This is a genomic window from Ruegeria sp. BF10 (genome assembly GCF_056538725.1).
Genome location: NZ_JBQFTR010000001.1, coordinates 567,591 through 581,258 on the forward strand (window position 1 = coordinate 567,591; position 13,668 = coordinate 581,258).

At 58.7% G+C, this 13,668-nt stretch carries 12 protein-coding genes; 5 read left to right on the forward strand and 7 right to left on the reverse strand.

Annotation, left to right across the window (positions count from 1 at the left end):
* Positions 1–7 precede the first annotated feature (7 nt).
* The 3 genes from ACR0DJ_RS02895 to ACR0DJ_RS02905 all read left to right on the forward strand — a co-directional run bounded on the left by ACR0DJ_RS02895 (position 8) and on the right by ACR0DJ_RS02905 (position 4,432).
* Positions 8–1,417 (forward strand): FAD-binding oxidoreductase, encoded by a 1,410-nt coding sequence (locus tag ACR0DJ_RS02895; protein ID WP_480683817.1) that lies wholly within the window; start codon positions 8–10, stop codon positions 1,415–1,417.
* Between the two features lie 86 nt (positions 1,418–1,503).
* Positions 1,504–1,782, forward strand: coding sequence for a hypothetical protein (locus tag ACR0DJ_RS02900; protein WP_170343580.1), 279 nt, complete (start codon positions 1,504–1,506; stop codon positions 1,780–1,782).
* A 142-nt stretch (positions 1,783–1,924) separates the two neighbouring features.
* Positions 1,925–4,432 (forward strand): GcvT family protein, encoded by a 2,508-nt coding sequence (locus ACR0DJ_RS02905; RefSeq protein WP_480683819.1) that lies wholly within the window; start codon positions 1,925–1,927, stop codon positions 4,430–4,432.
* Positions 4,433–4,474: 42 nt separating this feature from the next.
* On the opposite strand, the gene ACR0DJ_RS02910 is transcribed toward ACR0DJ_RS02905, so the two are convergent.
* The 3 genes from ACR0DJ_RS02910 to ACR0DJ_RS02920 form a co-directional block, all read right to left on the reverse strand.
* Positions 4,475–4,810 (reverse strand): carboxymuconolactone decarboxylase family protein, encoded by a 336-nt coding sequence (locus ACR0DJ_RS02910; protein WP_170343582.1) that lies wholly within the window; start codon positions 4,808–4,810, stop codon positions 4,475–4,477.
* 72 nt (positions 4,811–4,882) lie between these two features.
* Positions 4,883–5,536, reverse strand: coding sequence for a DUF938 domain-containing protein (locus ACR0DJ_RS02915; RefSeq protein ID WP_480683820.1), 654 nt, complete (start codon positions 5,534–5,536; stop codon positions 4,883–4,885).
* On the reverse strand, positions 5,533–6,606 hold the full coding sequence (locus ACR0DJ_RS02920) for an NAD(P)/FAD-dependent oxidoreductase (RefSeq protein WP_480683821.1): 1,074 nt from the start codon (positions 6,604–6,606) through the stop codon (positions 5,533–5,535). Before ACR0DJ_RS02920 ends, ACR0DJ_RS02915 begins: the two co-directional genes overlap by 4 nt.
* 162 nt (positions 6,607–6,768) lie before the next feature.
* Here ACR0DJ_RS02920 and ACR0DJ_RS02925 point away from each other — a divergent pair, with 162 nt between their 5' ends.
* Both ACR0DJ_RS02925 and ACR0DJ_RS02930 read left to right on the forward strand, forming a co-directional pair.
* Entirely contained in the window at positions 6,769–7,197 is a 429-nt protein-coding gene (locus ACR0DJ_RS02925; protein ID WP_257599167.1) for a hypothetical protein, read from the forward strand.
* Complete coding sequence (locus ACR0DJ_RS02930; RefSeq protein WP_170343585.1) at positions 7,194–8,426, forward strand: HlyD family secretion protein; 1,233 nt, start codon at positions 7,194–7,196, stop codon at positions 8,424–8,426. The genes ACR0DJ_RS02925 and ACR0DJ_RS02930 overlap by 4 nt, the downstream gene beginning before the upstream one ends.
* Before the next feature lie 60 nt (positions 8,427–8,486).
* On the opposite strand, the gene ACR0DJ_RS02935 is transcribed toward ACR0DJ_RS02930, so the two are convergent.
* From ACR0DJ_RS02935 to ACR0DJ_RS02950, 4 genes are all read right to left on the reverse strand, one after another.
* On the reverse strand, positions 8,487–9,632 hold the full coding sequence (locus ACR0DJ_RS02935) for an iron-containing alcohol dehydrogenase (protein ID WP_480683822.1): 1,146 nt from the start codon (positions 9,630–9,632) through the stop codon (positions 8,487–8,489).
* Positions 9,633–9,699: 67 nt separating this feature from the next.
* Entirely contained in the window at positions 9,700–11,082 is a 1,383-nt protein-coding gene (locus ACR0DJ_RS02940) for an aldehyde dehydrogenase family protein (protein ID WP_480683823.1), read from the reverse strand.
* 94 nt (positions 11,083–11,176) lie between these two features.
* Complete coding sequence (locus ACR0DJ_RS02945; protein ID WP_480683824.1) at positions 11,177–12,529, reverse strand: glutamine synthetase family protein; 1,353 nt, start codon at positions 12,527–12,529, stop codon at positions 11,177–11,179.
* 89 nt (positions 12,530–12,618) lie between these two features.
* Positions 12,619–13,650, reverse strand: a complete 1,032-nt coding sequence (locus ACR0DJ_RS02950) for a TRAP transporter substrate-binding protein (protein ID WP_170343589.1) — start codon at positions 13,648–13,650, stop codon at positions 12,619–12,621.
* Between the last annotated feature and the right edge of the window lie 18 nt (positions 13,651–13,668).

The following is a 13,668-nucleotide window of genomic DNA, read 5'->3' on the forward strand; positions in this document are numbered from 1 at the left end:
GATGACGATGGTGCAGGCGACCGCTTTGCCTCGGAATGAAACAGGTATCGAAACCGCCATAGGCGTTCTGAAACAACGCTTTGGCGACAGGCTGCAAACGGGTGCCGCAATCCGGGAACAGCACGGGCACACCACGACCTGGATCGAAAACCAGAGCCCGGATGCTGTGGTTTTCCCGCATACATCGCAGGAGGTTTCGGAAATCGTCAAAACCTGTGCCGCGCACAGGGTGCCGGTGATCCCATTCGGCACTGGAACGTCGCTGGAAGGGCATGTGAATGCGCCAGCGGGGGGGATCTCGGTCGATCTGATGCAGATGGACAAGGTGCTGGCTGTCCACGCCGAAGATCTGGATTGCGTCGTGCAGCCCGGCGTCACGCGTGAGGCGCTGAACACCCATTTGCGGGATCAGGGGTTGTTCTTTCCGATTGACCCGGGGGCGAATGCCTCGCTGGGCGGTATGGCCGCGACCCGCGCGTCGGGCACCAATGCGGTGCGATACGGAACGATGCGGGACAACGTTCTCAGCCTCGAGGCGGTCATGCCGGACGGCCAGATCATCCGTACCGGTCACAGGGCCAAGAAATCATCGGCCGGGTATGATCTGGCACGCCTTCTGATTGGGGCAGAAGGCACCTTGGGGATCATCACCGAGCTGACTCTGCGGTTGCAGGGTATCCCCGAAGCGATCAGCTCGGCCAGGTGTTCTTTTCCATCGGTCGATGCAGCGTGTCGGGCTGTGATGATGACCATTCAGTATGGCATTCCGGTCGCCCGAATAGAGTTGCTGGATGAAATGTCGGTTCAGGCGGCAAACGCCTATTCCGGGCTACGCCTGCCGGAAACGCCATTGTTGCTGCTTGAATTTCATGGCTCTGAAAGCGGTGCAGCGGAACAGGCTGAAACCTTTGGTCAGATCGCCGAGGAGTTCGCCGGCACTGACTTTGCTGCGACCTCGACCACCGAAGAACGGAACAAGCTTTGGCAGGCCCGGCATGATATGTATTGGGCGTGCCTGCAACTGCGCCCCGGCGCGCGCGGTATTTCAACGGATGTCTGCGTGCCGATCTCGCGTCTGGCGGAATGTGTGACCGGCACCCAACAGAAGGCATCCGATCTTGGTTTGCTCGCGCCAATGGTCGGGCATGTGGGGGATGGGAACTTCCACTCGCTTCTATTGATCGACATGGAAAATACCGAAGAAGTTGCCAAAGCCGAAGAGTTTGTCGGCTGGTTGAATGATCTGGCAATTTCTATGGAAGGCACCTGTACAGGTGAACACGGAATCGGTCAGGGCAAAATGCCTTACCTCATCAAGGAACTGGGTGCTGCCACGCAGTATATGGCGGCGATCAAGGCCGCTCTGGACCCCGAGAACATCATGAATCCCGGCAAGGTTTTGGCGGGCCAATCCTAGCGGTTTTCGCGTTCTGGCCCGCATTGCGCCTTCAAATCGTCCACATGTTCTGGTTTCACATCCTCGATTGAGAACAGGTGGTCGACATGAGCGCAAAATATCTGGCAGGGTTTGCAGCAGTCTGTGGAGTTGTCGTTGCTGGGCTGGATTATTATCAGCAGGCCAAGGCATCCGAGACCGGGCTGGGCCTCAAAGGTTATGTTGCCTCGGTATCCGCGCGTGTCGGGATTTCGGACAGTCGGCTTGATGCAAAGGCTCAACCTGTACAGCCAGAGGAACCTGCGGCGAAGACACCGGCAGAGGAGACTAAGAAACTCGTCTGCACCACGATCGGGACAAGCAAGCGCTGTCGCTCCAGCGGTTGAGATCACGGGTTTCATGACCGATCTGCGGCCCGCATTCGATGATCGGGTCGTTTTTTTCATATCACTGGTCGGATGAATGTCGCGCGATCCCCTTCAAGTGCGCCATATGGTGTCAACTGATTTCAAGGGGAGACGCCCGGTTATGAAAACCCAAGTCAAAGCATTGGTTGTTGGCGGCGGCGCCGTTGGGACCTCGATTGCCTATCACCTGGCCAAGGCTGGCTGGGATGATGTGATGTTGATCGAACGGGATGAGCTGACCTCCGGCTCCACCTGGCACGCCGCTGGTCTGCTGCCGCTGTTCAACATGTCCTATGCGACAACCCACATCCACAAATACTCGGTCGACTTCTACAAGACGCTTGAAGAAGAAACCGGCCTGAACGCGGGCTTTGCCGTGGTCGGCAACCTGCGCATGGCGCAAACCCAAGAGCGCATGGATGAATACATGCTCTATGCCTCCACTGCGGAAACCTGCGATGTGGACTATGAGTGGCTGACCCCGGAGCAGATCAAGGAACGCTGGCCGCTGATCGAGACCTCGGACCTGAAGGGTGCGATCTATCACACCGAAGACGGTTACATTAACCCGGCCGACGTGACACAGGCGATGGCAAAAGGTGCGCGTCAGCGCGGCGTTGATATCGTGCGCAAGATGCAGGCCGACGCCTTCCACTGGAACGGCACCCACTGGGAAGTCACCTGCACCAAGATGGTCGAGAAGGGCGGCAACCTCGTTCCTTCAGATGAGCAAGTGGTAATCACTGCTGAGCATGTCGTGACTGCATCGGGCAACCACGCACAGCGCACTGCCAAAATGCTGGGCATCAAAATGCCCGCGATTCCGGTAGAGCACACCTTCATCGTCATGGACAAAGACCCTGAGCTGGTCAAATGGCGTGAAGCTGGAAACCCGGAACACCCCGTTGTCCGCGATGCTGACAACGAATCCTATGCGCGTGAAGAACGCGGCGGCTGGATTCTGGGCATCTACGAACATGGCGCACCGGCGCAGTTCGAACACGGTGTACCGGACAGCTTCCGCGCTGACCTGTTCCCGCTGGACCTGGACCGGATTGCCGATCAGTACATGGCAATGGCCGAACGCGTTCCATCGTGCGCTGAATCCGGCCTGAAAGACGATTTCAACGGCCCGATCTGCTACACCCCTGACGGCAACCCACTGGTTGGTCCGGCTCCGGGCCTGCGCAACATGTGGCTGGCCGAAGGTTTCTCGTTCGGGATCACCGCCGCAGGCGGCACCGGCTACTATCTGGCGCAGATGATGGTCGATGGCGAAGCCGAGATCGACATGGCGTCGCTGGACCCCAAGCGGTACTCGTCCAACTGGATGACCACCGAGTTCGCGGCCCGCAAGAACGAAGAGTGCTATGAGCACGTCTACATCCTGCACCACCCGGACGAAGAGCGTGAAGCCTGCCGTCCACTGCGTACCGTTCCGGCTTATGACCGTCAGAAAGCGCGTGGTGCACAGTTCGGCTGGGTCAACGGCTGGGAACGTCCGAACTATTTCGGCCCGCTGGACGCGCCGGACAACTTCGACAAGGAAAGCCGCAGCTTCCGCCGTGGTGGCTGGTGGCAATATGCCGTTGAGGAAGCCAAAGCGATCCGCGAGGGCGTTGGTCTGATCGATGCGTCGGCCTTTACCAAGCACGTCGTCAAAGGCCCCGGTGCGACCCAGTTCCTGGATTGGTTCACCTGCAACAAGCTGCCTAAGGTCGGGCGTATCAACCTGACCTACGCGCTGACCTCGCACGGCACCACGCGCACTGAATACACCATCGTTCGTAACGGCGAGAACAACTACTACATCGTCTCTGCCGGCGCCTGGACCGAGTACGACGCCGACTATCTGCGTAAGGCGGCCGAGGACAAGATGGAGGAGTTCGGATACATCGAGATCCAAGACGTGACCACCCAATGGGGCGTCTTTGCCATCGCCGGGCCGAAATCGCGCGACGTTCTGAAAGAGGTCATCAAGGACGCCGAGCCTGAAACCGCGCTGTCCAACAAGCGCTTCCCGTGGCTGTCGGCCCGTCAGATCGAACTGGGCATGTGCCCGGTCAACGCGATCCGCGTGGCCTATACCGGTGAACTGGGCTGGGAATTGCACCACCCGATCGAGATGCAGAACTACCTGTTCGACCTGCTTGAAAAAGCCGGTGAGAAGCACGGCATGAAACTGGTCGGTGCCCGCGCCCAGAACTGGCTGCGGCAGGAGAAATCCTATCGCGCCTTCGGCACCGAACTGGGCCGCGACGCCACCCCGCTGGAGGCCGACCTGCCGCGCTTTGTCGACTTGTCGAAAGACTTCTACGGCAAGGCCAAGCTGGAAGAGACCGGCGTGCGCGTGAAATGCTGTACCCTGCTGATCGATGGGCCGGAGGATGCCGACCCATGGGGCCGCGAGGCACTGTACACACCGGAAGGCGAGCGTGTGGGTCGATTGACCTCGGGCGGGTATTCCGTGGCCTTCGAGAAGTCCATCGGCATGGGTTATGTAAAGCCCGAGCTGGCAGTCGAAGGCACAAAGCTGAAGGTCAAGATGCAGGACAAGCTGTGGGATGCGGTCGTGACCTGCGACAGCCCCTACGACCCGAAAAACGAAACCATCCGCAAGGACGGTTGATCGAAGAAAGGCCCCGGAAACCTTCGGGGCCTTTTCTTTTTGTCATGCTGAGAGTTCGTCGAAGCATTCCAGCGCCTTGGCCGCGTACATCATGGCTGGGCCGCCACCCATCTGGATCGCCATGGCCAACACGTCGGACACTTCTTCCCGTGTCGCACCTGCCTTGATCAAAGCTTCGGTATGCAGGGTGATGCAGGGTTCGCAGCGCAGGCTGATCGACATGCCCAACGCAATGAGTTCCTTCGTCTTGTAGTCGAGCGTCCCGCCCTCTTTGACGGCTTTGCCAAGCGCTCCGAATGCGCGCGTGGTATCGGGGATGGATCCGTTCAGGTTTCGCAAACTCTTTCGTGTCGCCGAGAGTTTTTCTTGCCATGCCATTGCTGAGTGCCCTTCTTCATATTTTTCAACTGGAATATGAAGCGGGGTGCAGCTGTTTGACTTTGATCTCGATCAGACGTCAGGGCGCTCGGCAATGAATGCAAGATTGTTGGCAGGCATTTCGACCGGTGCCAACGCGTGCAGGCCAACGTTTTTGAACAGGTCCAGAATGTCCTCGTCGTTTTTGTAACCGATTTCGGGGTCTTGTTGAAACAAAGCCTCATGAAAGCGAACATCCCCGTCACTGGTGAGTAGGCCCGAGCGTTTGAACGGACCGTACAAGATGAACCGCCCCTGTGGTGACAGGGATTGGGCGACTTCCGAAACGAGGGTTCTGGTTTCCTGCCAACTGATCAAGTGAATCAAGTTTATCAAAACGATCAGATCCTGGCCGTCAAACCGCCTGTGCCAGCCTGATATCGTTGCATCCAGTTCTGCGACCGGCGTGACATTTGGCAGGTTTCGGGTATAGGCGTCGATACTCACGCGCCGCTCTGGGTCAACTTCCGAAGGCTGCCACGTCAGCCCGGGCAGCGCTTCGGCGAAGGTCCTGACATGCTGACCAGTTCCGCTTGCGATTTCCAATGCCTGGCCCCGGGACGGGCCCCATTCTTGCAGCAGTGCACACAGGGCGTCCGTGTTCCGGGATGCTGCCGGGGCCACCAGCTTGCCATCTTCAGACGCATTGGCGACGCTTGCAGAAGAGGGGAGGCTGCGTTTGATCATCGTTTCAGCCTGTCAGGGGTCAACATGCCTACTATGTCAGGTTCCAGTTCGGGTGTGTTTCCGACAACAAGATCGCACAGCAGTTGCGAGGCCGCCGGTGAGGTTTGAAAACCATACCCGCCCTGACCGCCACACCAGACAAACGAAGGGTCCAGCGGGTCGCGCCCAAGCACCAAGGTCCCATCCGGGGCAAAACTGCGCAAACCTGCCCAATTCGTTTCAACCCTTGTGACCGGCACGGTCATCAGCTCTTCATACCGCGCCAGCCCCTCTGCCAGCACCATATCATCTGCATAGGCATCCTGCGGCGGAACCGGATCGGCTTCGGAGGGTGAGACCAGAAGCTTGCCCGCATCCGGTTTGGCGTACCATGTCTCGCCAGCGCCCAGCATCATCGGCCAGACAGAAACGTCATGCCCTCCGGGGGCGGGCAGACGCGCCATTGACCGACGACGGGGTATGATGCCGATACCGGGCAGCCCTGCAAGCTGCGCAACCTCATCCACCCAGGCACCGGCTGCGTTGACCAGAATGCGGGCTTCAAAGATCTCATTGGCCTCGACCACCCAGTGCTTTTCTTTTCGAATGCCGGTGACTTTGCTTTTCGTCGAAACCGTTCCTCCGTTTTGCCGGATGGTCCGGGCGAAATCCTGCAACAGGCGATCTGTATCGATGTCAAAGGCCGCTTCGCTGATGGCTGCAAACCCGACCTTGTCCGGGTTCAGGATCGGAACGCGCGATATCGCCTGATCCATCGGTATCTTCACCATGTTCAGATCGGCGCGATCGGCTTCGAAAACGTCGGGCTGGTCAATTGCTCCGACCAGCATCAATCCGCGCGGTGTCAGGTAACCGCCATTCTGCGTATGAAGAAAGGCAGCCCCCGCTTTGTTCAGGGCGACGACCGAGGGAGGCCCATAGCTTTCTTCGAACAACGCCGCCGACCGGCCCGATGCGTGATAGCCCAGGGCGTCTTCGGCTTCGAGAACCACCACAGTTCCGTGTTGCGACAGGCGCGCACCGGCGCTCAGCCCGGCGATTCCGCCGCCGATGACTAGGAAATCAATCATGACTTGCGATCCGTTCGAAACGGATATGCAATGGGTTTCTTGAACTCCATGCTGACCCTAATGCTCCTTATTCGCCACGCGTTTGGGTTTTCAGACTATAAGCAGCCTTGAAATCGTGCTTCAACCCGGTCAAAGAAGTATCAAAATAAACAGGAGGGTAAGGTGACCGCAGCAGACCTTCATCCAATGGCCACGGGGCATATTCCCGGATACGTTGTCGCAGCTGACGGAAGCGATTACCTTTTCTCCGCCATGGTCGTTTTTTTCGTCGTTCTGGTGGTGTTGATCGGTGTCGGATACCTGACACTTCATTCGGTTCCTGAAAAAATGGCCCACGAAAACAATCACCCGCAATTCCAATTGGTGGGTATTCTGGCGCTGCTGGCACTGTTCACACATAATGGGCTTTTCTGGATTGCCGCCATTCTGGTCGCGGGGTTCCAGTTTCCGGATTTTGCCACCCCGCTTAGAAATATTGCCGATGCCATTCGTTCTCTTGGTCCGTCTCCTGTTCCGCAGACAGTGCCTGAAACAACGGTACCGGCATCGCCGGAGTCCGAAGCCAGCGATACGCAGGAGCACACCACATGATCGAGACCATGCTCTGCGCCCTGGTAACTGTGCTGCCCGACTATCTGTTCCGCCGGTTCGTTCAGGGTAAGCGGATCGGTCACGAGATTACCTTGTTTACCATGTGGTACGAATTGCGTTGGGGTTTGACCACCTGTGCCATTCTGGCGCTGACCGTGATCACCACGCTGTTCTATTTTCATCCGGCCAGTAAAACCGCGGCATCCTATTTCCGAACAGTGACCATTCTGCCGCAATTGGGTGGCCGTGTTTCCGAGGTTTTCGTCAAGAACAACGAACTGGTAACCGCTGGGCAACCGATTTTCCGGATCGAGGATTTCAGCCAGACTGCACAGGTTCAGGCGGCAAATGCGCAGATTGCACAGGTGCAGGCCTCACTTAAGGTTGCGGAAACCGATTTGGCCGAGGCCGAAGCTGGAATTGCAGGTGCCAAGGCAGCGCTTGCCCAGTCTCTGGAGGATCTTGAGCGCAACACAACCCTGCGTGACGAAGGGTCAAGCGCGGTAAGGCTGGCCGAGATTGAGAGGCTGGAAAACCTTGTTGCCCAGCGAGAGGCCCAGGTTCTTGCAGCGGAATCCAAACGTGCTGCGGTTGAGCAGCAGATTGAAGAACTGATCCCCGCGCAGCTGGCAAGTGCCATTGCGCAACTGGATGCTGCGCAGACCGAATTGGACAAAACCGTAATCATAGCGGGCGTCACGGGGCGGGTCGAACAGTTCGGCCTTCAGGTCGGTGATTACGTAAGCCCGCTGTTGCGCCCTGCTGGTGTTCTAGTGCCATCGCACACCGGACATGACCGCTTTCAGGCCGCTTTCAGCCAGCTGTCTGCCCAGGTGATCAAGCCGGGCATGATTGGCGAATTGGGCTGCATGACCAAACCATTCACCGTGATCCCCACCGTGGTGGTCGAGGTGCAGGATGTCATTCCTTCCGGCCAGATCCGCCCATCGGACGAATTGCGGGACGTGCAGACCAACAATAATCCGGGCTCGATTCTGGTTTACATGGAGCCGCTGTACAAAGGTATGGCCGATGACATTCCACCGGGCAGCAATTGTCTGGCCAATGTCTACACAGACAATCACGAGCGGTTGGAGCACGAAGATCTGGGCTTTTGGGAGGCGGCCTTCCTGCACGTGGTCGACACGATCGGCGTGGTGCATGCAGCGGGTCTGCGCCTGCGTTTGATCCTGATGCCGGTGAACACTCTGGTTTTGACCGGGCATTGATCTGATCTTGGCAATCCGAACGCGAAGGGCCCGGCAGGTTTCGCCGGGCCCTTTGGTTTCTTACAGCGCTGCTTTGAACAGCTGAGTCAGGTTGTCTTTCGTCAACTCAATCGGATTTCCACCGCATGAAGGATCGATGATCGCGCCTTCGACAAGCTCTGGGATTGAAGCTTCGGTCACACCTAGGTCGGACAGAGTGCGGGGGATGCCAAGGCTGTCGTTGAAATCCTGCACGAAGGCGCAAAAACCATCGAAGCCGCCGTCGATGCCCAGATATGCCGCGGCTTGCTGGAACCGGTCTGCAATGGCGGGGGCGTTGAAGTTCAGCACGGCGGGCATGCAGACCGCGTTTGTGGTGCCGTGATGGGTGTTGAATACCGCGCCAATTGGATGGCTCATCGCGTGGATCGCGCCAAGACCCTTCTGGAAAGCCGTTGCACCCATGGCAGCGGCGCTCATCATCTGGGCGCGGGCCTCGATATCGGAGCCGTCAGCATAAGCGCGCGGCAAGTACTCCTTCACCAGCCGCATCCCTTCCAGCGCGATGCCCTGGCTCATCGGGTGATAATGCGGGCTCGAGAAGGCTTCGACGCAATGCGCAAAGGCGTCCAGGCCTGTTCCTGCCGTGATGAACCTGGGCATTCCGACGGTCAGCTCCGGGTCGCAAATCACCACGGTCGGCAGAACCTTGGGATGAAAGATGATCTTCTTGGCATGGGTCTCGGAATTGGTGATGACGCTCGCGCGGCCCACTTCCGATCCTGTCCCTGCGGTGGTCGGAACGGCAATGATTGGCGCGATAACGTCGGCGTCGGCTCGCGTCCACCAGTCGCCGATATCCTCGAAATCCCAAACTGGGCGCGTCTGACCGGCCATGAAGGCGACCATCTTGCCCAGATCCAGCCCCGAGCCGCCGCCAAAGGCGATCACCCCATCATGGCCACCTGCGTTATAGGCCGCAACTCCGGCTTCCAGGTTCTTCTCATTCGGGTTGGGGTCCACATCGCTGAACAGGCCGCGGCCCAGACCGGCGGCCTCCATGATATCCAGTGTCGCGCTGGTGATGGGCAGATCGGCCAGCCCCTTGTCCGTGACCAGCAAGGGTTTCTTCATTCCGGCGGCGGCGCAGGCTTCGGGCAATTCCCTGATGCGCCCGGCTCCGAATTTGATGGCGGTCGGATAGGACCAGTTTCCAACAAGTGTCATGTCAGGTTTCCTTTGCAAAAAAAGGCCTGCTTCGGCGAGGGGGTGGGTCCGAAGCAGGCCGTCGTCCTTAGCCCGTTACCTTTTTGAGGTGGTAGGATTTGGGACGTGTCAGGTTGTGATATCCAATCACGGACAGACCGCCGCCACGCCCGGTATTCTTGCAGCCCGTCCAGCACAGGCCAGGGTCCAGATAGTCGGCGCGGTTCATGAACACAGTGCCCGTTTCAATCCGGTCACCCACCTGCGCCGCACGATCCACATCGCGGGTCCACAGGCTGGCAGTCAGGCCAAACTCACTGTCATTCATCAAGGCGATGGCCTCCTCGTCCGAGGACACTTTCATGATGCCCACCACGGGCCCAAAGCTTTCGTCCCGCATCACGCGCATGTCATGGGTGACATTGGTCAGGATTTGCGGTGTCAGATACGCGCCGCCATCGTCTTCTGCGAAGGTGTCGATATGCGCGACCGCGCCGGATGCAACCGCCTCGGCGATCTGGGATCGCACCTCATCGGCAAACCGCACATTGGCCATCGGGCCAATCGTTGTCTCGGCGTCCAGCGGGTTGCCCAGCTTGTAGCCCTGCACGATGCCCACTGCCTTGGCGACAAAGGCGTCATAGAGGCTTTCGTGGACATAGATCCGCTCGATCCCGCAACAGCACTGGCCCGAGTTGAACATGGCCCCGTCGATCAGCGTCTCGACCGCCGCATCCAGATCGGCGTCGTCCATGACATAGCCGGGGTCCTTGCCCCCCAGTTCAGTGCCGACGCCGGTAAACGTGCCGGCCGCGGCACGTTCCATCGCCTGACCGCCGCCGACTGATCCGGTGAAGTTCACGAAATCAAATGCATTGCCCGCGATCAGATCGTTGGTCGCGTCATGGCTCAGGAACACATTCTGGAACACGTCCTCGGGCACTCCTGCCGAATGGAACGCCTTTGCCATGCGCTCGCCCACCAGCAAGGTCTGTGTCGCGTGTTTCAGGACGACCGTGTTGCCCGCGATAAGCGCCGGTGCGACCGTGTTGATCGCCGTCATGTAAGGATAGTTCCAGGGTGCCACCACAAAGACCACCCCATGCGGGATGCGCTTGATATAACGCTTAAACGTCGCATCCTCGCCCACGGCGATATCTGCCAGAGACGTCTCTGCAATCTTCGCCATGTGGCTTGCGCGTTCGTTGAACCCACCGAATTCACCACCATAACGCACCGGGCGACCCATCATATGGGCCAGTTCGGGCACGATCTCATCGTTCATGGCGCCAACGGCGGCCACGCCAGCCATCACAAGATCAATCCGCTCCTGCAACGGACGGGCCGCCCAGTCCGCCTGAGCAGCCCGAGCGCGGGCCGCGGCCCCGAAAGCGGCCTCTCGCGACAACACTTCACGTTCGGCAAAAACCGATCCGTCGATCGGCGAGACACATTTCAACATCTGCCCCATTTTCACTCCATTTCCGAAAGAAACAGGAACCCTGCTTCATCTGGCCAAAAATATCCCGGGGGTCTGGGGGCAGAGCCCCCAGCACGACCCGACTTCACGCCCGCTCGAACCCGCGGGCGATTTCCCAATCCGTGACCACGCGTTCGAATTCCTCGATCTCGACCTCCGCGGCACGGGTATAGTGGTCGACGACGTCATCTCCCATGGCCGCCCGCAACATGGCCGAACCATGCAGCGCATCCCGCGCCGCACGAAGGTTGCCCGGGATCATGGCAGTCTCACCCTGATAAACGTCGCCCTTGGTCGGCGGTTGCAGATCCAGCCCTTCCTCGATGCCCGCGATCCCTGCCGCCAGCATGCCAGCCATCGCCAGATAGGGGTTCATATCTGAGCCCGGAATCCGGCACTCGACACGTACGGCCTTGGTGCCGTCACCGCACAGGCGGAACCCGGCAGTGCGGTTGTCCACAGACCAGATGATCCGCGTTGGCGCGAAGGTACCTTTCATGAAGCGTTTGTAACTGTTGATGTAGGGCGCCATGAAATAGGTATAATCAGGGGCATATTTCAGCAAACCGGCCATATAGCTTTTCATCAGCGCCGACATGCCCAGATCATCCCCAGCGTCATAGAAGGCAGGCTGTCCATCCGCCCACAGTGACTGGTGCACATGGGACGAACTGCCCACCTTATCGTGATGCCATTTCGGCAGGAAGGTCGCCGCATGACCATGTTGCCACGCGATCTCTTTTACAGCGTTCTTGGCGATCGAGTGATACTCGGCTGTTTCCATCGCGGGTGCGTATTTGATGTTAAGCTCTTCCTGTCCGGTCTCGGCCTCACCTTTGGAGTTCTCAACCGGAATACCCGCATCCCACAGATGGTTGCGGATCGGGCGCATCACATGTTCTTCCTTGGTGGTCTGAAGGATGTGATAGTCTTCGTTATAGCCCGAGATCGGCTCCAGATCGCGGAACCCTTCCTTGCGGATCTGGTCAAAGCTTTTCTCGAACAGGAAAAACTCAAGCTCGGTCGCCGTCATTGCGTCATAGCCCATGGCTTTCAAACGGTTGACCTGCTTTTTCAGGATTGAACGCGGTGCGTGCGGCACTTCCTCATGGGTGTGATGATCCAGCACATCGCACATCACCATCACCGTGCCCTCAAGCCACGGCACCGGGCGCAGGGTGCTGAGGTCCGGCTTCATGACATAATCGCCATAGCCCCGTTCCCAACTGGTCGAGGCATAGCCATCAGGTGTTGCCATCTCCAGATCGGTGGCCAGCAGGTAGTTGCAGCAATGGGTCTCTTCCCATGCGCCTGCCACGAAATGGCCCGCGTGAAAGCGTTTGCCCATCAACCGGCCCTGCATGTCCACCATGCAGACCAAAACCGTATCAACCGAACCTTCGGATACCTGCGTTTTCAGATGTTCGAACGTGAGCATGTGCCACCTTTGTCTTTGCCGAAATCCATCATCGGCCATTCGTCCTGTTTGACCCGCCCCATGCAAGGGGCGGGTCGCCTGGCCAATTCTTAGCCGTAGCGGTACGGCCGTCCAGCCTTGAGCATGTCGGCGTTGTACTGTTTGAAGATTTCAACAACCTTCGCCTTGGTTTCAGATTCGGCTGCGATCTCATCCCAGAAGGCAACGGCCGCGGCTTCGACGGTTGCCCATTCTTCGTCCGGGATCGACGTCAGCTGCATCTTGTCTCCGTTGACGCGCAGGCTGGCTTCGCCGCCCCAGTACCACCACTGACGATAATAGTGTGACTGATCGGTGCAAACGCGGAACAGGGTCTGCAAATCTTCGGGCAGCTCGTTCCAGCGATCCATGTTGGCAAAGAACGAACCGGCCCAGGCGCCCGAGATGTTGTTGGTCAGGAAGTAATTGGTCACATCCGCCCAGCCGACAGTGTAGTCTTCGGTGATGCCGGACCACGCGATGCCGTCCAGCTCGCCGGTTTGAACCGCGACTTCGATGTCTTCCCAGGGCAGGGTGACCGGCACAACGCCGAACTGAGACAGGAAGCGGCCCGCGGTCGGGAAGGTAAACACACGTTTGCCCTGAAGGTCCGCCAGGCTGTTGATCGGGTCTTTCGTTGCAAAGTGGCACGGATCCCAGGCACCGGCCGAGATGTGCTTGACGCCGACTTTCGAGTATTCCTCGTCCCAGATCTCGTTCAGCCCGTACTGGTTGAACAGAACCGGCACGTCCAGCGAATAGCGCGAGGCAAAGGGGAAATAGCCGCCGAACACGGTGACCTCGGTGGGTGACGCCATCGAGTCATCATCCGACTGAACGGCATCAATCGTGCCGCGCTGCATGGCGCGGAACAGCTCGCCCGTGGGAACCAGCTGGTCGGCATAGAACAGCTCGATCTGCATCCGGTCGCCGGCGATCGTGTTGAACATCTTGATGGCCGGGTCGATCACGTGTTCGGCCAGCGCCGGGCCGGCATAGGTCTGCATCCGCCATCTGATGGTCGATTGCGCCAGTGCAGGCGTCGCCAGAGCAGCGGCGGGAGCGGCCGCAGCACCTTTCAGAAATGTACGTCTGTTCGTCATTCTCTCTCTCCGTTGGTC

Bases quoted from the DNA above. Each gene is read 5' to 3' on its own strand.
- ACR0DJ_RS02910 (WP_170343582.1), bottom strand. From the start codon at position 4,810: ATGGCATGGCAAGAAAAACTCTCGGCGACACGAAAGAGTTTGCGAAAC.
- ACR0DJ_RS02935 (WP_480683822.1), bottom strand. From the start codon at position 9,632: ATGACACTTGTTGGAAACTGGTCCTATCCGACCGCCATCAAATTCGGA.
- ACR0DJ_RS02930 (WP_170343585.1), top strand. From the start codon at position 7,194: ATGATCGAGACCATGCTCTGCGCCCTGGTAACTGTGCTGCCCGACTAT.
- ACR0DJ_RS02945 (WP_480683824.1), bottom strand. From the start codon at position 12,529: ATGCTCACGTTCGAACATCTGAAAACGCAGGTATCCGAAGGTTCGGTT.
- ACR0DJ_RS02905 (WP_480683819.1), top strand. From the start codon at position 1,925: ATGAAAACCCAAGTCAAAGCATTGGTTGTTGGCGGCGGCGCCGTTGGG.
- ACR0DJ_RS02950 (WP_170343589.1), bottom strand. From the start codon at position 13,650: ATGACGAACAGACGTACATTTCTGAAAGGTGCTGCGGCCGCTCCCGCC.
- ACR0DJ_RS02900 (WP_170343580.1), top strand. From the start codon at position 1,504: ATGAGCGCAAAATATCTGGCAGGGTTTGCAGCAGTCTGTGGAGTTGTC.
- ACR0DJ_RS02920 (WP_480683821.1), bottom strand. From the start codon at position 6,606: ATGATTGATTTCCTAGTCATCGGCGGCGGAATCGCCGGGCTGAGCGCC.
- ACR0DJ_RS02895 (WP_480683817.1), top strand. From the start codon at position 8: ATGGTGCAGGCGACCGCTTTGCCTCGGAATGAAACAGGTATCGAAACC.
- ACR0DJ_RS02940 (WP_480683823.1), bottom strand. From the start codon at position 11,082: ATGGGGCAGATGTTGAAATGTGTCTCGCCGATCGACGGATCGGTTTTT.
- ACR0DJ_RS02915 (WP_480683820.1), bottom strand. From the start codon at position 5,536: ATGATCAAACGCAGCCTCCCCTCTTCTGCAAGCGTCGCCAATGCGTCT.